This is a genomic window from Actinosynnema sp. NPDC002837 (assembly GCF_040295345.1).
Lineage (GTDB): Bacteria > Actinomycetota > Actinomycetes > Mycobacteriales > Pseudonocardiaceae > Actinosynnema.
The window spans coordinates 83,534-104,128 of sequence record NZ_JBEOVG010000018.1; the positions used below are offsets into that span (position 1 = coordinate 83,534).

Here is a 20,595-nt window from a genome sequence, read left to right on the forward strand (position 1 = left end):
CCTACGCCGGTGGGTTGCTCCCGGGTTCAGCGACATAGGGTAGTGCCGTGCTGAGGACCGATGGCAGGAACGACGACGTACTGCGCGACATCCGGATCACCCGCGGCTTCCAGCAGTGGCCCGCCGGGTCGGTGCTGATCGAGTTCGGCAACACGCGGGTGTTGTGCGCGGCCAGCGTGACCGAGGGCGTGCCGCGGTGGCGGTCCGGCTCGGGTCTCGGCTGGGTGACCGCCGAATACGCGATGCTGCCCTCCGCCACGCACACGCGCAGCGACCGTGAGTCGGTGAAGGGGCGGATCGGGGGACGCACGCACGAGATCAGCCGCCTGATCGGGCGATCTCTGCGGGCGTGCATCGACCTGGCCGCGCTCGGCGAGAACACGATCGTGATCGACTGCGACGTGATCCAGGCAGACGGCGGCACCCGCACCGCCGCCATCACCGGCGCGTACGTGGCCCTGGCCGACGCCGTCACCTGGCTGGGCGCCGCCGGCCGCCTGGCCGACCCCCAGCCGCTCTCGTGCGCGGTGTCGGCGGTGTCGGTCGGCGTCGTGGACGGCCGCGTGCGCCTGGACCTGCCGTACGAAGAGGACTCGCGCGCCGAGGTCGACATGAACGTCGTCGCCACGGACGCCGGCACGTTGATCGAGGTGCAGGGCACCGGCGAGGGCGCGACCTTCGCGCGGTCGACGTTGGACAAGATGCTCGACCTGGCCCTGGCCGGCTGCGCCGAGCTGAACCGCATCCAGGCCGAGGCGCTGGCCCTGCCCTACCCCGGCGTCCTGCCCGAGCCGAAGGCGAAGAAGAAGTGAAGCTGCTCCTGGCCTCGCGGAACAAGAAGAAGCTCGGCGAACTGCGCCGCATCCTGCTGGCCGAAGGGCTGGCGGGGATCGAGGTCGTCGGTCTGGACGACGTGCCGGAGTTCCCGGAGGCGCCGGAGACCGATCCGACCTTCGAGGGCAACGCCCTGGCCAAGGCCCGTGACGCGTTCGACGCCACCGGCCTCCCCTCGGTCGCGGACGACTCCGGCATCGCGATCGACGCGTTGAACGGCATGCCGGGCGTCCTGTCCGCCCGCTGGTCCGGCCGGCACGGCGACGACCAGGCCAACCTGGACCTGGTGCTCGGCCAACTGCGCGACGTCCCGGACGAGCGCAGGGGAGCGGCCTTCGTGTGCACGGCGGCGTTCGTGGCGGGCGACGGCGTCGAGACCGTCGTGCGCGGCGAGTGGCGGGGCACGATCACCCGCGAACCGGCCGGCGAGAACGGCTTCGGCTACGACCCGATCTTCCGCCCGGAGGGCCACGAGGTGACGTCGGCCGAGCTGACCCCGGACCAGAAGGACGAAATCTCCCACCGGGGCCGCGCCCTGCGCCTCCTGCTCCCACACCTGCGGCAGCTGGCTCAGTTGAAGTAGCTAACCCTCACGCCGGGGCCGAGCACGTCCAAACCGATGTGCTCGTCCCGGCTCGAGAGGCTGAGTTCCAGGGTCATGCCCCGAATGGGCCCCAGGTCGAGCGGCTCGGACCCGGCGATCAGCCTCAGCTCTCGCAGCTTCTTGAGACCGGTCACGGGATCGAGGCGCTGCGCGATCTTGCCTCCCAGTTGGAGCCTTTCGAGGCCCGGTAGGTGGTCGGCGATGTCGTCGAGCATCTCCGGCGTCGCGCCCCAGTACAGGCCGAGGTTGCGCAGAGGCAGGTGGCGCAGGGGCGCGAGGCTCGTGCCCGCCTCGGGGAGAAAGTTGACGGCGAGGTAGTTGAGCTTCCGCAGTCGTGCCACCCCATTGAGCTCGGCCAATCTGCCCAGAACCAGCTCCTCCAGGTCCGGGAGGGCTTCGAGCGCACCGAGATTGCGGTAGTCCTGCCCGCCCAGGATGATCAGCTGCTGGAGTTCGGTGTGCTCCGTCAGCGGGGCGAGGTCGATGTCGCCTTCCACGTCCTGGTACAGGTACTTCAGGTGCGGAACGCCTCGGACCAGTCGGAAATCGGCGTGCGGTCCGGCCAGCCGCAAAGTCGTCCAGGACAGGTGCCGGAGCAGGGCCAGGTGCTTCACCAACCGGGCCTCGGTCACGTGGATGGTGCCGGACCGCAGCGGCGCGTCGGCCAACACCTCCCGGGCGTACCGCTCCGGGTCGAAGTACGCCCACGCCTTGGCCACCTCCAGCTGCACGGCCCGCCTGCCGTCCTGGGCGTAGCGGGAGAGTCGGGGGATGGCGTCCGCGCTGCCCGTCAGGGCCACGGCGCGAGTGGTGGCGGCGGCAGCGGCTTCGGAGAGGCCCTCCAGGGTGTCTGGCAGGTAGCGCAGCACCCGGTGGCCGATGGACGCCAGGGAACGGGTCTCCCGGACGCTCCGGGGCGGCACCAAGTAGTCGCGGATGACCCGGTCGATCCGTTGGTGCACCTCGGCGTCCACGTCGGTGACCGTCTCCAGGCACGCCGCCGCCAAGAGCCGCAACCGCCGGGCGTGGCGGGGTTCCGCATCCGCACGGTCCAGGATGGCGGTCAGCAGGGCCCGGGTCTGCGAGCGCTTCCCGTGACCGCACGCCATCACCACGGTCTCGCGCCAGGTGTCCAAGTGGGCGTTACCGGCCAGCGTCTCGATGTGCTCCTGCTCGGTGGCCTCGCTCGCCGCCAGGTACTCCTGGAACGTCCGGTGCACGAAGTCGACCCGGCCCGGCACCGGCTCGCGCAGCACCCCGCTCCGCTCCAGCAGGTGCGCCAGCACGACGTCCGCCGAGGAATCCACCGTGGGCATCGAAGGCAGCTTCATCGACACGAAGGAGACCGCCCGATCCAGCGGCAGCTCGGACCTGCCCGCCTGGATCAGCCGCCACGCCAAGTCCCGCAGCAGCACGGTCTTCTCGGTCCCGCTCAACATCCCGGCGATCTGACGTTCCGCGTCCCTCAAGTCCAGCAGCATGGTCAACGCCGCCTGGTACAGCTCCATCCGGCTCTGCGGCAGCTCCGAGGTCCGCCCCAGGTTCAACGCGCACAACATCGCGCACAACAACGGCGACGCGGCCAGCGCGCGCAGGTGCGGCCGGTTGTCCAACTGCCGCAACAACCGCCGCTCCGCCACCGGCAGGTCCTCCGGCGCACAGGGCAACGACTCGGCGTCCCGCGCGGCCCCGTGCCAGCGCTGGAGGAACACCCGCACGTCGGCCGGGCTCAGCTGCTCCAGCAACACCGAGCCGAAACCCTCGTCGTGCAGCCACCGCTGATCCGCCGCCGCCGGCCGGGACGTCACCACCACCCGTGCCGAGGGGAACGCCGTCACCAGCTCCCGCAGCCACTCCCGCACCAGCCGACGCCGACCCGCCGGCACCTCGTCCACCCCGTCGACCAGCACCAACCCGTGCCCGGACCGCAGCACGCGGTGCACCCACCCGGTGGGCATGAGCCCGGCCAGCCACCCCGCCGCGTGGTCCAGGAACTGCTCGGGCCGCGGCAGCGGCGAGTCCGCGTACCGGCGCAGCCGCACCACCAGCGGCACCAGGCCGTTCCACGACGCCAACCGGTCGGTGAACGCCTCCCGCGCCGCCGTCACGGCCAGCCAGTCCAGCAGGGTCGTCTTGCCCGACCCGGCCTCACCGCGCACCAACGTGCGGTCGGCGTTGCCGATGGCCGCCTCGACCCGCAGCGAGCCGTGCCCGCGGTCGACGTCGGCGCCGAACCAGCGGTCGAACTCGAAGCGCGAGCCGCGCTGGTCCTGGTCGGTGACGCTCAGGCTCAGGTAGGCGACGCTCAACGCGAGCTTCGGCCGGTGGCGCATGGTCAGGCCGAGCAGTTCCAGCCGGTCCAAGACGTTGCCGACGTAGCGCAGGTACTCGTCGCGGAACTCCTCGTCGGTGTCCACGCCGGTCGGCGCGTGCAGGCTGGTGCGCGGCAGCCGGGACAGCACGTCCTCCAGCAACGCGGCCTGCTGCGAGGCACGGGCCAGCACCTCGGCCAGCGCCCGCGGCTGGAACGCCGGCAGGTGCCGGATCACCTGCACCAGGTAGCGGCACGCCTGGTCCAGCGCGACCTCGTACAACCGGGTCGCCTGCTCGGACAGCCCGGCGTCGCGCACGAGCGTCGCCCGCACCCGCCGGGCCAGCAGCTCGGGGTCGGCGTCGGCGGCCAGCAGCGCCTCGTCGGACAGGTCCAGCTCGCCCAACGCGTCGACCACGGCGTCCAACGCCGCCGTCACCTCACCGGGCGGCAACGACGCGAACTTCGCCGCCAGCAGCGGTTCGAGCTGGTCACCCACCTGGTGGCCGATTCCCGCGATCAGGTGATCCAAGCGGTCACGCCCGCGGATCGACGAGAGCTCCTCGGCGGCCAGCGAGGCCAACGACGCCGTGCGGTCGCGCGACGCCCGTCGACGTGACAGCCAGGCCTTCGCCGCGTGCTGCGCGACGGCCTCACCGATCTTGCCGGCCGCCGCCTCCAGAATGGCGATGGTGCCCTCCCCGTGCTCCGAACCGACAGGTTCGAGCAGGGGAGGGCACCCGGCAATCGGTCGTACGGGTGATCAGGCGGGCAGTTCGCGCAGCAGCTTGGCCACGTGCCCGGTCGCGCGCACGTTGTACATGGCCTTCTCGATCTTCCCCTCGGGGCCGACCAGGAACGTCGAGCGGATCACGCCCATGACCGTCCGGCCGTAGTTCTGCTTCTCCCCGAACGCGCCCCACTCGGCCAGCACCTTGCGGTCGACGTCGGACAGCAGCGGGAAGTTCAGGCCCTCCGCGGCGGCGAACTTGGCCAGCTTCTCCGGCTTGTCCGGCGAGATGCCGACGACCTCGTAGCCCGACGACGCGAGGTCGCCGATGCTGTCGCGGAAGTCGCACGCCTGCTTGGTGCAGCCCGGCGTGCCCGCGGCCGGGTAGAAGTAGACGACCACGGAGCGGCCGGCGTAGTCGGAAAGCGAGACGGGCTTGCCCTCGCTGTCGGGCAGCGTGAACGCCGGGGCCTGGTCGCCCGGTGACAGGCGCTTCTGCTCGGTCATGGCCCCAGACGCTACAAGGTCAGGCGACGCCCTCGAACGTCGCGCTCGGGTCCTGGTTGGCGCCGTTCGGCTCGACCACGAGCTGCAACCGCACCGGGTCGGCGGGCACGGCGAACGCCATCGTCAGCACGGTCTCCGCACCGGGCGCCACCTCGTTGACCCCGGCGCCGACGCCGTTGAGCCCCTGCACGGAGTCGCGCACCTCGGCGACCGGGTGACCGTCGACCAACGCGCGCACGGACAGCTGGCTGGTGCGGTAGGCGGTCTTGGTGCCGTTGACCACGGTCAGCGTGAACACGGCGGTGCGCGGGGACTGCGGGAACGACGTCTCGCTCGGTCTCAGCGACCTGGGCGGCGACACGGTGACCGCCATGCCGTTGCCCCAGACCCGCTGCGCGCCGAACGCCGTGAACGAGGCCGACGACGGCTCGTCACCGCGCTGCTCGGCCACCGCGGACGGACCGGGGGGCGTGGAAATGTCGGAGGGGTCCGCACATCCCGCCATTGCCAGGCCTAGGCACACGCCGACGGCCAGTCTGGCGAACTTCACGAACCTCCCCTTCCCGCCCCGGCGGTGGGCTTGACTGCGACTGCCACCACCATGACGGTGTCGGGGGTTGCCCGGTGACCGAACCGGGGCCTTGATTCGCACCTGGTGCCGGCCTGTGGCCAAGCCGTGATGACGCACGGCTGCCCGCGTGGGCGGCGCCACACCTGGCGGCGACCACGCGGGTCGGCGGCGGCCGAGCGATCGGGCGCGGGGAGCGCCCGGAAGTTGGGGAGCGCGTCGGGGGGCGTGCGCGCTCCACTACGATCATCGCCCCCCGTGGCCGTACCGCTACACCTCTACGTCGGTCTTCACCCGTTCGGACGAACCCTGGACGGTCGAACGTCCCGCCAGCTCCGCCAGTAGTCCGTAAGACCTCAGCCGGTCCGACTGCTCGGCGACCATCGTCGTCACCATCAGCTCATCCGCCCGGGTGTCCTCCAACAGCCGTTCGAGCCCCGCCTCGACCGTCCGCGGCGAACCGATGACCTGGGACGCGATCCGGTCCTCGAAGATCAGCCGCTCGACGTCGGTGTACGGGTAGTCGGCGGCCTCCTGGTCGGTGGCCAGGGGACCGGGCCGCCCGCTGCGCAGCTTGACGAACGCGAGCGCGCCGGGGCCCGCGATCCGCTGCGCGTGCTCGTCGGTGTCGGCCACGATCACCGAGGCGCAGACCAGCGCGTAGGGCTCCGACAGCCGCTCGGAGGGCCGGAACCGCTCGCGGTACAGGGCCAGCGCGGGCAGCGTGTTCTCCGCGCTGAAGTGGTGCGCGAACGCGAACGGCAGCCCGAGCAGGCCCGCGACCTGCGCGCTGTACCCGCTCGACCCGAGCAGGAACACGTCCGGCTTGTTGCCCTCGGCGGGCATCGCGTTGAGCTCTTCGGTGCCGTTGAAGTAGCCGGTCAGCTCGCTGAGCTGCTGCGGGAAGTCGTCCACCGACAGCGGGCCGGTGGTGCGGCGCAACGCCTGCGCCGTGCGCTGGTCGGTGCCGGGCGCGCGGCCGATGCCGAGGTCGATGCGGCCGGGGTGCAGGGCGGACAGCGTGCCGAACTGCTCGGCCACGACCAGCGGCGGGTGGTTGGGCAGCATCACGCCGCCGGAGCCGACCCGCAGGGTGGTGGTGGCGTCGGCCACGTGGCCGATGAGGATCGCGGGCGAGGAGCTGGCGATGCCGGGCATGTTGTGGTGCTCGGCGAGCCAGAACCGGGTGAAGCCGAGGCGTTCGACGTGCTGGGCCAGCTCACGCGTGTGCCTGAGCGCCGTGCGCGCGTCCGTCGCCGTGGTGACCGCGGCGAGGTCGAGGGCGGACAGGGGCACGTCGCGGAGTCGGGTCATGCCTTCGACCAACGCCGAAGACCTCGAATGCCTTCCTGGTGTGACGGTCGCGACACCGGGAAGCGCCGGACCCGGCGCCGGCGTTGACCCCGGTATGGACGTGGTGGTCATCGGTGCAGGTCAGGCCGGGTTGTCGGCGGCCTACTTCCTCAAGCGCGCGAACCTCGACCACGTCGTGCTGGACGCGGACGCGGGCCCTGGTGGCGCGTGGCGGCACCGCTGGCCCACGTTGCGGATGGCGACCGTGCACGGCATCCACGACCTGCCGGGCATGCCGTTCGCCGAGCCGGACCCGACCGCGCCCGCCAACGAGGTGCTGCCCGCCTACTTCGCCGACTTCGAGCGCCGCAACGGCATCGAGGTGCGGCGGCCGGTGCGCGTGCACGCCGTCCGCGACCACGACGGCCTGCTGCGCGTCGAGACCGACAGCGGTGTCTGGGAGGCCGAGGCGCTGGTCAACGCCACCGGCACGTGGACTCGCCCGTTCTGGCCCCGCTACCCCGGCCAGGAGCTGTTCCGGGGCCGTCAGCTGCACTCCTCGCAGTACCGGGGGCCGGAGGAGTTCGCCGGGCAGCACGTGGTCGTGGTCGGCGGCGGCACGTCGGCGGTGCAGCAGTTGCTGGAGATCGACCGGCACGCCGCCCGCACGACCTGGGCCACGCGCCGCGAGCCGGAGTTCTTCGACGAGCCGTTCACGCCGGAGCTGGGCCGGGCCGTGGTCGCCAAGGTGGAGGACCGCGTCCGCCGCGGCCTGCCGCCCCGCAGCGTGGTCGGCGTGACCGGCCTCAACCTCACCCCGGCCGTCCGCGAGGCCCTGGAGACCGGAGTGCTGGCCCGGCGGCCGGTGTTCGACCGGATCACCGAGGACGGCGTGGTCTGGCCCGACGGCACGCACGAGCGGGTGGACGCCATCCTGTGGGCGACCGGGTTCCGCGCCGCCCTCGACCACCTCGCCCCGCTGCGCCTGCGCGGACCCGGCGGCGGCATCCGCCTCGACGGCACGAGGGTCGTCGCCGACCCGCGCGTGCACCTCGTCGGCTACGGCCCGTCGGCCAGCACGGTCGGCGCCACCCGGGCGGGCCGTGCGGCGGCGAAGGAGATCAAGGCGTCGCTGTCCCGCCGACAGGCCGCTTGAGCAGCCTCGACGCCTTCTGCCCCAGCAGGTTCACCCCGACGCCCAGCTTGTACCGCAGCACGTCCAGCCGGCGCACGTTGCGCCGGGCCAGGAACTCCCGGGTGGCCGCCGCGTCGAAGAACCACGGGAACAGCGACGACGGGTCGTTGAACCCCTCCCACAGCTGCTCGCCGATGTCCTCCCGGCGTGAGGCGGCGAGCATCACGGTCTTCTGCTCGTCGTTGAGCGGCGCGAGCAGCCCATTGGAGAAGTCGCTGGTGTAGCAGCCGCGCTCCCACCACTCGTCGAACCTCTCGGTCAGCCACGACGGGGTGAACGGCCCGCCGTGCGCGGACAGCTCCTCGGCGAAGAACCGGGCCATCCGGGTGGCGTTGTTCGCGCCCTGCCCGGCCAGCGGGTCGTTGAGCACGACGGCGTCGCCGAGGCCGAGCACGTGCCGCCCGGACGGCAGCACGGCGACCGGCTTGCGCACCACCGGCACGATCTGGCCCTTGATCCAGGTCACCGGGCTGGTCGGGCGGGCGGGCCGCAGGAACGCCGACTCGTGCGGGAACAGGTCGTCCACCACGTCCTTGAGCACGGACAGGCCCTCGTCGGCCGAGGTCACGCGGCCGAAGCGGTCCGCGCGGCCGCCCGGCGCCGCCTCCACCACGATGCTCCGCGACTCGCCGACGTCCTTGTCGTGGAACGGGATCCAGAACACCTCCAGCGTGCCCGGCAGGAACGAGAACACGCCCTCCCGGTGCTCGGGCCGCGCCTCCAGCTCGTAGCCGTGGATGTTGACCATGAACAGGCTGCGCTGCGGCTCCGAGTGCACCGACCGGACCGGGTCGCGCTCGAACAGGCCGGTCAGCGACTTGTGCCCGGCCGTGACGACCACCAGGTCGTGTGACGCGGCCAGCCGGTCCAGGTCGTCCACGTCGACCGTGTCGATCACCACGGACGCGCCGCGCGACTCGAGCTCCGCCAGGCCGGCGGAGAACTTCAACCGCTGGTCGACGGCCAGCGCGGGCTTGCGCAGCGGCGCGTCGACCGAGAACGCGAGCGAGCGGTCCTCCGTGAACAGGTCCAGGTGGATGCGGCGCATCCGGGAGGCCTCGGGCCAGAAGTCGAGGCCCAGCTCAGCCTCGTACTCGACCTGGTCGCCGAACAGGCAGGCGGTCGGCCGGCCGCGGTCGTCGAGGTGCTCCTCGGCCGTCCGGTCGGAGTAGAGGGTGACCCGCCATCCGGCGCGCAGGAGCGCCGCCGATAACACCAAACCCGCTTGACCTGCGCCGATGACCGCGATTGTGCCCACGCTACAGATCCTCTGCAGAGGATGTGCGATCGCCAATAGCACAATCGGGTCGACTAGCCTCGATCAGGTGCACAGGGGGTTGCGCGCCGTTGCCGGACTGTTGCTCGGCTTCGGCACGGCGCTGGTGGACCTGGTCGTCGTGGCGTTCGCCCGGAACGCGGCCGTCTCGGTCGCCGGGCTCGAACGACGGCGGCTGCGGTCGTTCCTCGGCATCGACAGCGCGGAGCCGACGCGGGAGCAGGCGGTGCGCTACCTGGCCGTGCGCGCGCCCATCGGCCTGTTCGGCGGGTTCGTGCTGGCCTGGCTGTTCTACGGCCTGGCGATGGGCGTCATCGTGCTGTACCGGCTGTTCGCGGGCGGTCCGGAGAGCGGCCTGGACCGCTCCGACGACTGGACGGCCTTCCTGTGGACGGGGCTGATCGGCCTGGTCCTGCTCTACATCGAGGTGCAGGGCATCATCGGCGTGGTCGCGCTGGAGGGGAAGGTCGCCCGGCGCTGGCTCGGCCCGAGCGAGGCCGAGCTGCTGCGCCTGCGCATCGACGAGCTGGCCGCGAGCCGGGCGGGCATCGTGGCGGCCGTCGACGCCGAGCGCAGGCGCATCGAGCGCGACCTGCACGACGGCGTGCAGCAGCGGTTGGTCGCGCTGGGCATGCTGCTCGGCCGCGCCCGCCGCAACCCCGACCACGCCGACGACCTGCTCGCGCAGGCGCACGAGGAGTCCCGGCACGTCCTGGAGGACCTGCGCGAGGTGGCCTGGCGGGTGTACCCGGCGGCGCTGGACTCGTTGGGCCTGGTCGAGGCGCTGGAGGCGGTGGCGGACCGGTCCGCGATCCCGGTGCGGATCCGGTGCGCGCCCCTGGTCGCGGCGCCGTCGGTGGAGACCGCGGTGTACTTCGTGGTCTGCGAGGCGGTGACGAACGCGGCCAAGCACTCGGGTGCGACCATGATCGGCGTGGACATCACCGAGGAGGCGGGCGCGGTGCGGGTGCGGGTCGTGGACGACGGCGTCGGGGGAGCGGACCCGGCCGGCGGCGGGCTGGCCGGCCTGTCCCGGCGGGTGCTCGCGCTGGACGGCGCGTTCGACGTGACCAGCCCGGTCGGCGGTCCCACGGTGATCACCGCGGACGTGCCGTGCGGGTGATCCTGGCGGAGGACTCGACGCTGCTGCGCGAGGGCCTGGTGCGACTGCTGGTAGAGGAGGGCCACGACGTGCTCGCGGCCGTCGGTGACGCGGAAGCGCTGATCAGCGCGGTGGCGGCGCACCTGCCGGACGTGGTGGTGACCGACGTGCGGATGCCGCCGACGAACTCCGACGAGGGCCTGAAGGCCGCGTTGGAGATCCGCCGGCGGTTCCCGGGCGTCGGCGTGCTGGTGCTGTCGCAGTACGTCGAGCAGCGCTACGCCGTCGACCTGCTCACCGAGCACGCCGACGGCGTCGGTTACCTGCTCAAGGACCGGGTGGTCCAGGTGGAGGAGTTCCTGGACGCGCTGCGCCGGGTCGGCGCGGGTGACGTGGCGTTCGACCCGGAGGTGGTGCGCCGGCTGCTGGCCCGCACGACCCACCCGCTGGACGCGCTGACCGAGCGGGAGCGCCAGGTGCTGGCGCACATGGCCGAGGGGCACACGAACAACGCGATCGCGTCCCGGCTGCACGTGTCGCGCAGCGCGGTGGAGAAGCACATCAACTCGATCTTCGACAAGCTCGGTCTGTCCGATGTGGACGGCTACAGCCGCCGGGTGCTCGCGATCCTGCGCTACTTGCGGGCCTGAGCCTTCTTCTTCTGGGTCAGGCGGGACACGACGAACCAGGCGACGGCCAGCACGACCAGCCCGACCACGACCTTCGTCACGACGCCCAGGTACTGGTCGACGAGGTGGTAGTTCGCGCCCAGCACGTACCCGGCGAGGATGAGCGCGGTGTTCCAGATCAGGCTGCCCGCCGCGGTCAGCAACAGGAAGCCGGGCAGCGGCATGCGCTCCACGCCCGCCGGGATGGAGATGAGGCTGCGGAAGATCGGCACCATGCGGCCGAAGAACACCGTCGCCTTGCCGTGCCGGGCGAACCACTCCTCGGTCCGGTCCACATCGGACACCTTGACCAGCGGCAGCCGTTGCGCGACGGCCCTGATCCGGTCACGGCCCAGCAGCGCGCCGAGGTAGTACAGCGCGAGCGCGCCGGCGACCGACCCGGTGGTGGTCCACAGGATCGCGGCGAACAGGTTCATCTTGCCCTGGCTCGCGGTGAAGCCCGCCAGCGGCAGGAACAGCTCGCTCGGCAGCGGTGGGAAGAGGTTCTCCAGCGCGATCGCGATCCCGGCGCCGGGCGCGCCGAGCGATTCCATCAGGTCGGTGACCCACGTGACGACATTCATGATCCCAAGTTACGAACGCGCCGACGCCGTCACCATGAAGCGGACCGCACACCGGGGTGTGGAAAACCTCAGTTCCCGGCGGCGGCGTGCGCGGCGAGCCCTCGGGCGTACCGCGCGATCACGGCCTGGAGCACCAAGCGGTAGAGCCACCCCGTCCCCGGCGTCTTCGGCTCGAACGACGAGTGCCAGCGGATCGCCGTCCCGTCACCGTCCGGCACGAGGTCGATGAACGCCTGGTAGTCGCGAATGGCGAGACCCGACAGCAGGACGTAGCCCACCCGCCGGTTCGGCGTCAGTTCGACGACCTCCTCCCTCGTGAGCGCCTTGCGGCCTTTGTTGTGGAATACCCGCACTTCGCCGACGCCATTCGCGTCACCCGCGCGTTCCCGCTCGTACCGCACCACGGGCGACCACTCGGGCCACGTCGCGCTGTCCGCGGCCAGGCGGTAAACCCGTTCCGGCGGGGCTTCGCTGCGCACGTGGACGTCCACTCTCTGTACCATGCGGTACATGTACCATCTGGTACATGCCGGAACAAGGGGCGCCCCGCGAACGCCTGCTCACCGCCGTGGTCGACCACCTGGCCGAGCACGGCCTGGGCGAGGTGAGCCTGCGCCGGCTGGCCGAGGCGGTCGGCACGAGCCACCGGATGCTCCTGTACCACTTCGGCTCGATGGAGGGCCTGCTGGTCGAGGTCGTGCGCGCGGTCGAGGCCAGGCAGCGCGCCGTCCTGGCCGCCCTGCCGACCGACGACCCGGCCGAAGCCGCCCGCGCCTTCTGGCGCGCGCTCACCGACCCGTCCCTGCGCGCGCACGAGCGCCTGTTCTTCGAGCTGTACGCCCAGGCCGTCCAGGGCCGTCCCGGCACCACCGCGCTGCTGGACGGCATCGTCACCGACTGGCTGGAACCCGTCGCGGCCATCCAGCGCTCCCTCGGCCACCCGCCCGACGTCGCCGCCGCCCGCGCCCGCCTGGGCCTCGCCGTCGCCCGCGGCCTGCTCCTGGACCTGGTCGCCACCGACGACCTCGCCGCCGTCGACGCCGCCATGGACCACTTCATCTCCCTCACCACCTGACCGGGAGCGTCCGACGTCCGGAACGAGTTGGACGCTCGGGCGCACCGACCGACGTCTAGGATCGGTCGGCGTGAAGCGGATCCCGGTGGTGGTGGTGGCGGGGTTCCTCGGCTCCGGCAAGACGACGTTGCTCAACCACCTGCTCGGCGGCAGTCGCGGCACGCGGGTCGGGGTGGTGGTCAACGACTTCGGCGCCATCGGCGTCGACGCGATGAGCGTGGCCGGTCAGGTCGACTCCACCGTCTCGCTGAGCAACGGGTGCCTGTGCTGCGCGGTGGACGTCAGCGAGCTCGACGGGATGCTCGCCAAGCTCGACTCCCTGGTGGACGTCATCGTCATCGAGGCGAGCGGCCTGGCCGAACCGCAGGCCATGGCGCGGATGGTGCTCGCGAGCGAGAACCCGCGCCTGACCTACGGCGGCCTGGTGCTGCTGGTCGACGCGGCGGAGTTCCCCGACGACCTGGCCAGGCACGTGCGCGTGGCGGACCTGGTGGTGCTCAACAAGGTCGACCGCGTCACGGACCCCTCGGCGCTCGCGGCCGAGATCGACCGGCTCAAGCCGGGTGTGCCGGTGGTCCAGTCGACGTTCGGTCGCGTCGACCCCGCCCTGCTGTTCGACCCGCGTCCACGCGAGCAGCACGGCCAGCTGTCGTTCGAGGACCTGCTGGAAGAAGAGCACGACCACGTGCACTACGACAGCGTCGAGTTCACCGGCGGCGCGATGAACCCCGTGCGGCTCATGGCTTTCCTCGACGCGCGCCCCAAGGGCCTGTACCGGGTCAAGGGCTTCGTGCGGTTCGACGTGCCCGGCCACCGGCAGCGGTTCGGCCTGCACACCGTCGGCGCGTTCCTGCGGTTCGAGCGCTCGGCGTGGCCGGGACCGCGGCGCACCGAGCTCGTGCTGATCGGCACGGGCCTGGACCTGGCCGCGATCCGCGCCGACCTGGCCGCCTGCGAGGAACCGGACCCGGGCGCCGTGGACCCGCAGTCGATGCTCGAAGTCCTGCGCTACACGGCGTGAGCGACCCCGCGGGGCCCCCGACGCGGAACGCCGGGGGCCGCCGGTCGGCGACGTGGGCTCGGAGAGACTCGAACTCTCACTGGCACGGACCTAAACCGTGTGCCTCTGCCAATTGGGCTACGAGCCCGTCGCCGCAAGCTTATCGGCAGGCTTGAGCAGCCCGATGCCGAGGGACACGACGCCCGCCGCCAGGCTCAGCCCGCCGACGTAGAGCAGCGCGATCAGGCCGTTCGCCCGCGTCACGTCCTCGCCCATCGCGGAGAAGAAGAAACCCGCGGGCATCAGGATCGCCGCGATCGGCACGCCGAGCCTGGCCACCCAGCCCCAAAGCCCGCGCACGTCCGCCGCGTCGGCGAACAGCAGGCACACCAGGCTGAGGATCACCAGCACGCCGGCGTGCGCGTGACCGGCGCGGAAGAACGACTGCTGGAACTCGGTCAGCGGCACCTCGCCCTGCACCACGGTGGTCAGGAACCGACCGCCGAACTCGACGCCGACGACGCTCAGCAACAGCACGCCCGCCAACCGACGGGACGCGAGTGACAACCGGATGGCGGCCATGACGCTCCTCCACTCGAATGGAAACAGCGTTATAGAAGCACCTGTCCGGCAGTCAGGTCAACGTGGTGGCGGCGTCTCAACTACGGTTGTGACCAAGGAGCAGGTAGGAGGAGATGTGGCCCGCGATCCCGACACCATCCAGCGCGAGATCGAGCAGGCTCGCGACGCGCTGGCCGTGACCCTCGACGAGCTGGGGACGAGGGCGAATCCCCAGCGCTTCGTCGAGTCCGGCAAGGAGAGCGTGCGCGCGAAGCTCGACGAACCCAAGATCCGGTACTCGCTGATCGCGGTGGCCGTGCTCATCGGGTTCGCCTTGCTGCGCAAGCTGTTCCGCTGAAGGTGCGCTACTGCCCCTTGGCGACGAGGGGCACCAGCACCTGTTCCACCACGCGGTCGACGAAGGGTCGGTCCAGCGGGTCTCCGGTGAGCATCAACCGGTAGATCAGGGCCGCGCCCGCGATCTCGACCGCCATGCCGCGCGGCGCGTCCTGGCGCAGCTCACCGCGCTCTTCGGCGCGGTCCAGGATGCGCCGCAGCACGTCCCGCTGCGCGGTCAGGAACGTCTCGCGGAACGCCGACGCCAGTTCGGGCTCGTGGGGCAGCTCGCCGACGAGGGCCTGCGCCGCCTTGCCGATCGGGCCGGACAGGAACGCGGCGAACGCGCTGAGGAACTCGCGCAGGTCGCCGGCGAGCGAGCCGGTGTCCGGCTCGGCCAGGTTCCGCTGCGCCAACTGCGTGCACGTGTCGATCACCAGGTCGAGCTTGGACTCCCACCGCCGGTAGATGGTCGCCTTGCCCGCACGGGCGCGCGCCGCGACGGCGTCCATCGTCAGCGCGCGGTACCCGACTTCGGCCATCACCTCCAGCGCGGCCTGTCGCAACGCGTCGTCCCGGCTGGCGTCCCTCGGTCTGCCTCGCTGCGGGGTCCGAGTCGCCCCGCTGTACACCGGTGTGGCCATTTCGCGCTCCTGTCGCCTTTGGCGGGACATCCTAGGCCGGGTGAGACCGGAATCGGCCTCGGATCATCTGCCCGGCCGCCGCGCCGCTTCGGGTTCACCCCGTCGGTGGGGGCACGAGACCCGCGCGGGTGTGCAAGTAGGCCACCGAGAAGGCGAGCGCGTCGCCCTCCAGCAAGTGCACGACGGCACGGGCGGAGCGCCCGATCGCGATCTCCTCCACCAGTTGGTCGGCGGCCAGTCTGGCCGCGATCAGGCCTGGTGCGGTGGCCCCGAGCTCCTTGCCGGCGGCGCGGACGGTGACCGCCCAGTCGTCGCCGTCGCGTCGGTAGTTCGCGGTGATGGGGAGTGTGGTCATGCCTTGCCTTCCGTGGTTGTTGCGCATATCTGACCGGCGTTCGGGCGTTGATGCGGCGCCATTCCTTCGATCGTGTGAGGGCACCCCGGAAGGCCCGGGAACCCTGTGTCCTCACCCGTTCGTGGAGTCGAATACGGTGCACACACCGTGCATGAGCGGTAACGCGCGGCTACCGGCCACCGATAGGCCATTTGGAGCAATGTCCCACGTTTGAGAGGTCCTGATGAGCCGTCGAGTGGTCGTCTTGGTGTGCCTGTTGCTGGGGTTGGCGTTCGCGCCGGGTGTGGCCTCGGCCGACCCGTCGTGGGAGGTGCCGGACGGGTGGGGCGACAAGGTGTGGGGTGACGTCTGCAAGCACCGCGGCGATCCCCCGTGCCACACGACGACCACCGCGCCCACGACGCCGTCCACCGGCGGGACGGCCACCGGGGTGACCACGACGACCGACGTGGCGGGCACCTCCGCGACCTCCGTCACCACCACGGACGTCGCCGGCACCACGAGCGCGGTGGTCACCACGACGTCACAGGCGGGAGCCACGACCAGTGCGGTCGGCGCCGGCGTGCGCGGCACCGCGTCGCCGGCTCCCCGCGTGGTGAAGGCGTCCACGAACCACGCGCTGGCGGACACGGGCGCCTCGCCGCTGTGGACGGCCGTCGGCGGCCTGGTCGTGCTGCTCGGCGGCGCGGTGCTGCTGCTGTTCAGCCGCCGTCGTCGCGCCTGACCGCGCCGGTCACGTCGTGAGCCGGCTCGCCACGCCCCGCCACACGACGTCCATGACGTAGGCCGTCGCGAGCGCGGGCCCCACCTCGGGCCTGCGCTCGCACCACAGCGCGAGCCGTTCGGTCGAGCCGACCACGATCTCGGCGAACGCCTCGGCCTCCACCGCGTCCACGTCGGAGTCGAAGCTGCCGATCACGGCCGCGATGAGGTCGGTCTGCTGCCGCCGGATGCCTTCGACCTCCTCGACGGCCGACGGCACGGTGATCGCCGCCTCCTGCCGCAGCAGCGCCCAGGACTGCTTGTGCTCGGCGATGAACTCGAAGAACGCCATCAGGCCGCGCCGCAGGATCTCCTCGGGGCCGTCCGCGCCGGTGATCGCCTGCTGCGTGCGTTCGAGCAGTTCCGTGCGCGCCCGGTGGATGCAACCGATGAGCAGGCCTTCCTTGGAGCCGAAGTACTCGTAGAGCATCGGCTTGGACACACCCACCCGTTCGGCGATCTCGTCCATCGACGCGGCCAGGTACCCGCGCTCGGCGAAGACGCCCTCGGCGATGTCGAGCATCTGCGCCTTGCGCTCGGCCTTGGGCATCCGCCGGCGGCGCGGCTCGGTGGTGGTCACGAAGACGAGACTACCGGAGGTAACTTACTTCGAGTAACCTACTGGGGAGTATGTAGGCTGACTTGGAGGAGACGGGCATGCACCGAGAGGTCGAAGTCCTGATCATCGGCACGGGCTTCTCCGGCCTGGGCATGGCGATCGAGCTGAAGCGGGCGGGGAAGCGCGACTTCGTCGTGCTGGAGAAGGCGGGCGACCTCGGCGGCACTTGGCGGGACAACTCCTACCCCGGCTGCGCGTGCGACGTCCCGTCCCACATGTACTCGTTCTCGTTCGAGCTCAACCCGCGCTGGTCGCGGATGTTCGCCCGGCAGCCGGAGATCTGGGACTACCTCAAGCGGGTGGCGGAGAAGTACCGGCTGCGCGAGCACATCCGGTTCAACAGCAAGGTCGGCGGCGCGCGGTGGGACGAGGACGCGAAGGTCTGGCACGTCAGCGTCGAGAACGGCGACACGTACACCGCGAGGTCAGTGGTGGCGGGCGTCGGCGCGTTGCACATCCCGAACATCCCGACCCTGCCGGGCATCGAGGCGTTCCAGGGCAAGACCTTTCACTCGGCCGAGTGGGACCACGACTACGACCTGCGCGGCAAGAAGGTCGCCGTGGTCGGCACGGGCGCGAGCGCGATCCAGTTCGTGCCGCGGATCGCCGACGAGGTCGGCCGGCTGACGCTGTTCCAGCGCACGCCGCCGTGGATCATGCCCAAGATCGACCGGGACATCAGGACGTGGGAGCAGAAGCTGTTCCGCGCGCTGCCGTTCACCCAGCGCCTGTACCGCGACTTCGTGTACTGGACGCGGGAGTCGAGCGCGCTCGGCTTCGCCGTGAACCCGAAGATCATGGAGTTCGCGCAGAACATCGCCAAGGGGCACATGCGCCGCCAGGTGCCGGACGAGGCGTTGCGGGCGAAGCTGACGCCCGACTACACCATGGGCTGCAAGCGGGTGCTGATCAGCAACGACTACTACCCGGCGCTGGGCAAGCCGAACGTGGACCTGGTGACCGACGGCATCGCCGAGGTGCGGGCGAACAGCGTGGTGGACCGCGCGGGCGTCGAGCACGAGGTCGACGTGATCATCTACGGCACGGGGTTCCACGTGGTCGACTCGTTCGACTACCTGGACGTCACCGGCAAGGGCGGTGTCGACCTGGCCAAGCAGTGGCGCGAGAAGGGCATCGAGACCTACTACGGCATCACGGTCTCGGGCTTCCCGAACTTCTTCTTCCTGCTCGGCCCGAACACCGGTCTCGGGCACAACTCGGTGGTGTTCATGATCGAGTCGCAGATCCGGTACGTCCGGCAGTGCCTGGAACTGCTGGACCGCCACCAAGCCGACGAGCTGGACGTGCGGCCGGAGGTCCAGGCGCGGTTCAACCGGCAGCTGCAGCGCAAGCTGTCCAAGGGCGTGTGGACCGAGGGCGGCTGCAAGAGCTGGTACCTCGACGCGCAGGGCATCAACCGCACCGTCTGGCCGGGCTTCACCTGGCGCTACTGGATGCGCACCAAGACCGTCCGCGCCGAGGACTACACCCTGACCCGCGCCCGCCGCACCCGCGTCCCGGCCTGACCCGAACGTCCACCACGGGGTTCCGAACGTAGGACGCGCCTGTCCTACGTTCGGAACGCGTGAGGTGAACGCTCAGGCGGTGACGCCGGCGGCCTTGGCGCGTTCGGCGCGCAGGCGGGTCACGTCGGGCAGGTCGAGCGGGCCCAGCTTGGCGCCCGTGGCCCACTCGATCAGCAGGTCGGCGATCTGCGGGTTGCGCGGCAGCACGGGACCGTGCAGGTAGGTGCACAGGATCCGGCCCTGCACCGCGCCCTCCACCGAGCCGTCGTTGCCCGTGCCCACCTTGACGTGCGCCAACGGGCGGGCGGACGGACCCAGGACGGTGCGCCCCTGGTGGTTCTCGAACCCGGTCAGCAGGCCCTCGAACAGGCCGTCGGCCGGGGTCGCGATCACCTCGCCGATTGCCCGGCTGCCGCCCGCGTGCGACGTCGAGTCGATCAACCCGAGACCGGCGTGCGTCACCTGGTCGGCCCGGGTGAACGACTCGCCGAAGATCTGGATCCCCGCGCACACGCCGAGGATCACCGCGCCGCGCGCCGCCGCGCGCTGCATCCCCGGGTGCTCGCGCAGGTGCCGCACGGCCAACGTCTGCGCCGTGTCCTCACCGCCGCCGACCACGTAGATGTCGCACGACTCCGGCACGGGCTCGCCGAACCGGATGTTCACGATCTCGGCGGAGATGCCCCGCCACGTCATCCGCTTCTCCAGCACGACCGCGTTGCCGAAGTCGCCGTACGTGCCGAGCAGGTCGGGCAGCACGAGTGCGATCTGGACCTTGCTGGTGCTCACTGGGCGGCCCTCGCGTTCAGGTCGCGGAATGCGGTGTAGTTGGCGATCACCTCGACCGGCCCCGGCGGCATGGCGTCGATCGCCAGCAGCGGGTCCGGCACGATCGTGTGCTCGACCTCGGCGTACGTCAGCCGCACGGCCAGGTCCGTCGCCCGCTCGCCGGACGCGATCACCTGCCGACCGCGCAACCGCTCGAACGGCACGTCCCACAGCCACGACAGGTCGCGGCCGTCGGCCTCGTGCGCGTTGATCACGAGCACGGCGGGGTGGTCGGCCTCCCGCACCACGGTCAGCGTCTCGCTCCACCCGGCCGGGTTCTTCGACAGCAGCAGCCGCGCCCGGTGCCCGGACCGCTGGATCGTCCGGTACCGACCGGCCACGTTGGACACCGCGCGCAACCGCTGCACGGCCTCCTCCACCGGCACGCCGAGCGCGGCCGCGGCGGCCGTGGCCATCACGGCGTTGGCCTGGTTGAACTTGCCGGGCAGCCGCAGCGCCAGCTCCACCTTCACGCCGTTCGGCGTCACCAGGTACCCGTCGCCGGTCACCCACTGCGGCCGCGGCCGGGACAGGTCGCACCCGGTGCAGTGCCAGTGCTCGCCCTCCCAGCGGATCGGGTCGCCGCAGCGCGGGCACGAGGCGGCGTCGTTGTGCCAGCCCGTCCCGGTGGCGACCCAGACCACGTTCGCCGAGTCGCGGGCCGCCGACGTCACCATGATGTCGTCGCAGTTGGCCACCACGACCCCGGTCACCGACGTCAGCGCCGTGCGCAGCGACTTCTCGATGGTCCGCACCTCGCCGACCCGGTCGAGCTGGTCGCGGCTGAGGTTGAGCAGCACGGCCACCGCGGGCGACGCGGCGCGCACGACCTCGGGGAAGTACCCCTCGTCGACCTCCAGCACCGCGAACGGCGCGTCGGGCTGCTTGGACAGCGCGGTCACGTGCCCGTCGGGCATGTTCGCGCCACCGTGGTTGGTGGCGACCTCGCCCAGGAACGACACGGCCCGGCTGAGCATCATCGTGCTGGTCGTCTTGCCGTTGGTGCCGGTCACCAGCGCGACCGAGCGACCGGACGTCAAGTGCGCCAGCGCCTGCGGGTCGAGCTTCAGCGCGACCCGGCCGCCGATCATGCCGCCCGCGCCCAGGCCCATCTTCTGCGACAGCTTGGAACTCATGTTGCCCAGTCGCACGGCCGCCGCGGTGCGCAGCGGCAGGCGGGCTGGGTCTGCACCTGGAGTGTTCGGCAAACCGACTTC

Annotated in this window: 23 protein-coding genes and 1 tRNA gene; 10 read left to right on the forward strand and 14 right to left on the reverse strand. The window is 71.4% G+C overall.

The features are described 5' to 3' along the window. Positions 1 to 47: 47 nt before the first annotated feature. Entirely contained in the window at positions 48 to 812 is a 765-nt protein-coding gene (gene rph, locus ABTZ99_RS16045; RefSeq protein WP_233812349.1) for a ribonuclease PH, read from the forward strand. Next, the gene (rdgB, locus tag ABTZ99_RS16050; RefSeq protein WP_498779997.1) at positions 809 to 1,417 is read left to right on the forward strand and encodes an RdgB/HAM1 family non-canonical purine NTP pyrophosphatase; all 609 of its coding nucleotides are present in this window, start codon (positions 809 to 811) and stop codon (positions 1,415 to 1,417) included. The genes rph and rdgB overlap by 4 nt, the downstream gene beginning before the upstream one ends. Here the strand turns inward: rdgB and ABTZ99_RS16055 are convergent. From ABTZ99_RS16055 to ABTZ99_RS16070, 4 genes are all read right to left on the reverse strand, one after another. Further along, entirely contained in the window at positions 1,405 to 4,497 is a 3,093-nt protein-coding gene (locus ABTZ99_RS16055) for an NACHT domain-containing protein (RefSeq protein WP_499611982.1), read from the reverse strand. The genes rdgB and ABTZ99_RS16055 overlap by 13 nt on opposite strands. 15 nt (positions 4,498 to 4,512) lie before the next feature. Beyond that, positions 4,513 to 4,986, reverse strand: a complete 474-nt coding sequence (gene bcp, locus ABTZ99_RS16060; RefSeq protein WP_498779999.1) for a thioredoxin-dependent thiol peroxidase — start codon at positions 4,984 to 4,986, stop codon at positions 4,513 to 4,515. A gap of 19 nt (positions 4,987 to 5,005) precedes the next feature. After that, entirely contained in the window at positions 5,006 to 5,536 is a 531-nt protein-coding gene (locus ABTZ99_RS16065) for a hypothetical protein (protein ID WP_498780000.1), read from the reverse strand. Between the two features lie 288 nt (positions 5,537 to 5,824). After that, complete coding sequence (locus ABTZ99_RS16070; protein WP_498780002.1) at positions 5,825 to 6,868, reverse strand: LLM class flavin-dependent oxidoreductase; 1,044 nt, start codon at positions 6,866 to 6,868, stop codon at positions 5,825 to 5,827. Positions 6,869 to 6,962: 94 nt separating this feature from the next. Between ABTZ99_RS16070 and ABTZ99_RS16075 the strand changes: the two genes are divergently transcribed. Further along, positions 6,963 to 8,003, forward strand: coding sequence for an FAD-dependent oxidoreductase (locus tag ABTZ99_RS16075; protein ID WP_498780003.1), 1,041 nt, complete (start codon positions 6,963 to 6,965; stop codon positions 8,001 to 8,003). Here ABTZ99_RS16075 and ABTZ99_RS16080 read toward each other — a convergent pair. Beyond that, on the reverse strand, positions 7,969 to 9,300 hold the full coding sequence (locus tag ABTZ99_RS16080) for a styrene monooxygenase/indole monooxygenase family protein (RefSeq protein WP_499611956.1): 1,332 nt from the start codon (positions 9,298 to 9,300) through the stop codon (positions 7,969 to 7,971). The two genes, ABTZ99_RS16075 and ABTZ99_RS16080, sit on opposite strands and share 35 nt — an antisense overlap. 67 nt (positions 9,301 to 9,367) lie before the next feature. Here ABTZ99_RS16080 and ABTZ99_RS16085 point away from each other — a divergent pair, with 67 nt between their 5' ends. Together ABTZ99_RS16085 and ABTZ99_RS16090 are read left to right on the forward strand one after the other, a co-directional pair. Next, positions 9,368 to 10,441, forward strand: coding sequence for a sensor histidine kinase (locus ABTZ99_RS16085; protein ID WP_499611958.1), 1,074 nt, complete (start codon positions 9,368 to 9,370; stop codon positions 10,439 to 10,441). After that, the gene (locus ABTZ99_RS16090; protein ID WP_498780007.1) at positions 10,432 to 11,070 is read left to right on the forward strand and encodes a response regulator transcription factor; all 639 of its coding nucleotides are present in this window, start codon (positions 10,432 to 10,434) and stop codon (positions 11,068 to 11,070) included. The genes ABTZ99_RS16085 and ABTZ99_RS16090 overlap by 10 nt, the downstream gene beginning before the upstream one ends. Here the strand turns inward: ABTZ99_RS16090 and ABTZ99_RS16095 are convergent. Together ABTZ99_RS16095 and ABTZ99_RS16100 are read right to left on the reverse strand one after the other, a co-directional pair. Then, positions 11,055 to 11,672, reverse strand: coding sequence for a DedA family protein (locus ABTZ99_RS16095; RefSeq protein ID WP_499611960.1), 618 nt, complete (start codon positions 11,670 to 11,672; stop codon positions 11,055 to 11,057). The genes ABTZ99_RS16090 and ABTZ99_RS16095 overlap by 16 nt on opposite strands. Positions 11,673 to 11,740: 68 nt before the next feature. Further along, positions 11,741 to 12,175, reverse strand: a complete 435-nt coding sequence (locus tag ABTZ99_RS16100) for an SRPBCC family protein (protein ID WP_498780009.1) — start codon at positions 12,173 to 12,175, stop codon at positions 11,741 to 11,743. 23 nt (positions 12,176 to 12,198) lie between these two features. Between ABTZ99_RS16100 and ABTZ99_RS16105 the strand changes: the two genes are divergently transcribed. Then, the gene (locus ABTZ99_RS16105; protein WP_498780010.1) at positions 12,199 to 12,747 is read left to right on the forward strand and encodes a TetR/AcrR family transcriptional regulator; all 549 of its coding nucleotides are present in this window, start codon (positions 12,199 to 12,201) and stop codon (positions 12,745 to 12,747) included. 70 nt (positions 12,748 to 12,817) lie between these two features. Next, a complete protein-coding gene (locus ABTZ99_RS16110) occupies positions 12,818 to 13,768 on the forward strand; it encodes a CobW family GTP-binding protein (protein WP_498780011.1) in 951 nt (316 codons plus the stop codon). A 53-nt stretch (positions 13,769 to 13,821) separates the two neighbouring features. On the opposite strand, the gene ABTZ99_RS16115 is transcribed toward ABTZ99_RS16110, so the two are convergent. Further along, positions 13,822 to 13,895: transfer RNA gene (locus ABTZ99_RS16115), tRNA-Leu, on the reverse strand. Next, complete coding sequence (locus ABTZ99_RS16120) at positions 13,886 to 14,329, reverse strand: hypothetical protein (protein WP_499611963.1); 444 nt, start codon at positions 14,327 to 14,329, stop codon at positions 13,886 to 13,888. Before ABTZ99_RS16120 ends, ABTZ99_RS16115 begins: the two co-directional genes overlap by 10 nt. A 115-nt stretch (positions 14,330 to 14,444) precedes the next feature. Here ABTZ99_RS16120 and ABTZ99_RS16125 point away from each other — a divergent pair, with 115 nt between their 5' ends. Continuing rightward, a complete protein-coding gene (locus ABTZ99_RS16125; RefSeq protein WP_230566031.1) occupies positions 14,445 to 14,666 on the forward strand; it encodes a DUF3618 domain-containing protein in 222 nt (73 codons plus the stop codon). A 7-nt stretch (positions 14,667 to 14,673) separates the two neighbouring features. Here ABTZ99_RS16125 and ABTZ99_RS16130 read toward each other — a convergent pair whose 3' ends face one another. Together ABTZ99_RS16130 and ABTZ99_RS16135 are read right to left on the reverse strand one after the other, a co-directional pair. Beyond that, positions 14,674 to 15,288, reverse strand: a complete 615-nt coding sequence (locus tag ABTZ99_RS16130) for a TetR/AcrR family transcriptional regulator (protein WP_498780014.1) — start codon at positions 15,286 to 15,288, stop codon at positions 14,674 to 14,676. 94 nt (positions 15,289 to 15,382) lie between these two features. Continuing rightward, positions 15,383 to 15,643 carry a hypothetical protein gene (locus ABTZ99_RS16135; protein WP_498780016.1) on the reverse strand — a complete coding sequence of 87 codons (261 nt, stop codon included), beginning with the start codon at positions 15,641 to 15,643 and terminating at the stop codon, positions 15,383 to 15,385. Positions 15,644 to 15,866: 223 nt separating this feature from the next. Here ABTZ99_RS16135 and ABTZ99_RS16140 point away from each other — a divergent pair, with 223 nt between their 5' ends. Beyond that, positions 15,867 to 16,367 carry an LPXTG cell wall anchor domain-containing protein gene (locus ABTZ99_RS16140; RefSeq protein WP_499611965.1) on the forward strand — a complete coding sequence of 167 codons (501 nt, stop codon included), beginning with the start codon at positions 15,867 to 15,869 and terminating at the stop codon, positions 16,365 to 16,367. 9 nt (positions 16,368 to 16,376) lie between these two features. On the opposite strand, the gene ABTZ99_RS16145 is transcribed toward ABTZ99_RS16140, so the two are convergent. Next, the gene (locus ABTZ99_RS16145; protein WP_499611967.1) at positions 16,377 to 16,985 is read right to left on the reverse strand and encodes a TetR/AcrR family transcriptional regulator; all 609 of its coding nucleotides are present in this window, start codon (positions 16,983 to 16,985) and stop codon (positions 16,377 to 16,379) included. Between the two features lie 77 nt (positions 16,986 to 17,062). Here ABTZ99_RS16145 and ABTZ99_RS16150 point away from each other — a divergent pair, with 77 nt between their 5' ends. Next, on the forward strand, positions 17,063 to 18,550 hold the full coding sequence (locus ABTZ99_RS16150) for a flavin-containing monooxygenase (RefSeq protein ID WP_498780020.1): 1,488 nt from the start codon (positions 17,063 to 17,065) through the stop codon (positions 18,548 to 18,550). Positions 18,551 to 18,622: 72 nt separating this feature from the next. Here the strand turns inward: ABTZ99_RS16150 and ABTZ99_RS16155 are convergent, their stop codons facing one another. Further along, positions 18,623 to 19,339 (reverse strand): type 1 glutamine amidotransferase, encoded by a 717-nt coding sequence (locus tag ABTZ99_RS16155; RefSeq protein WP_498780022.1) that lies wholly within the window; start codon positions 19,337 to 19,339, stop codon positions 18,623 to 18,625. Next, a complete protein-coding gene (locus ABTZ99_RS16160; protein ID WP_498780023.1) occupies positions 19,336 to 20,514 on the reverse strand; it encodes a Mur ligase family protein in 1,179 nt (392 codons plus the stop codon). The genes ABTZ99_RS16155 and ABTZ99_RS16160 overlap by 4 nt, the downstream gene beginning before the upstream one ends. Between the last annotated feature and the right edge of the window lie 81 nt (positions 20,515 to 20,595).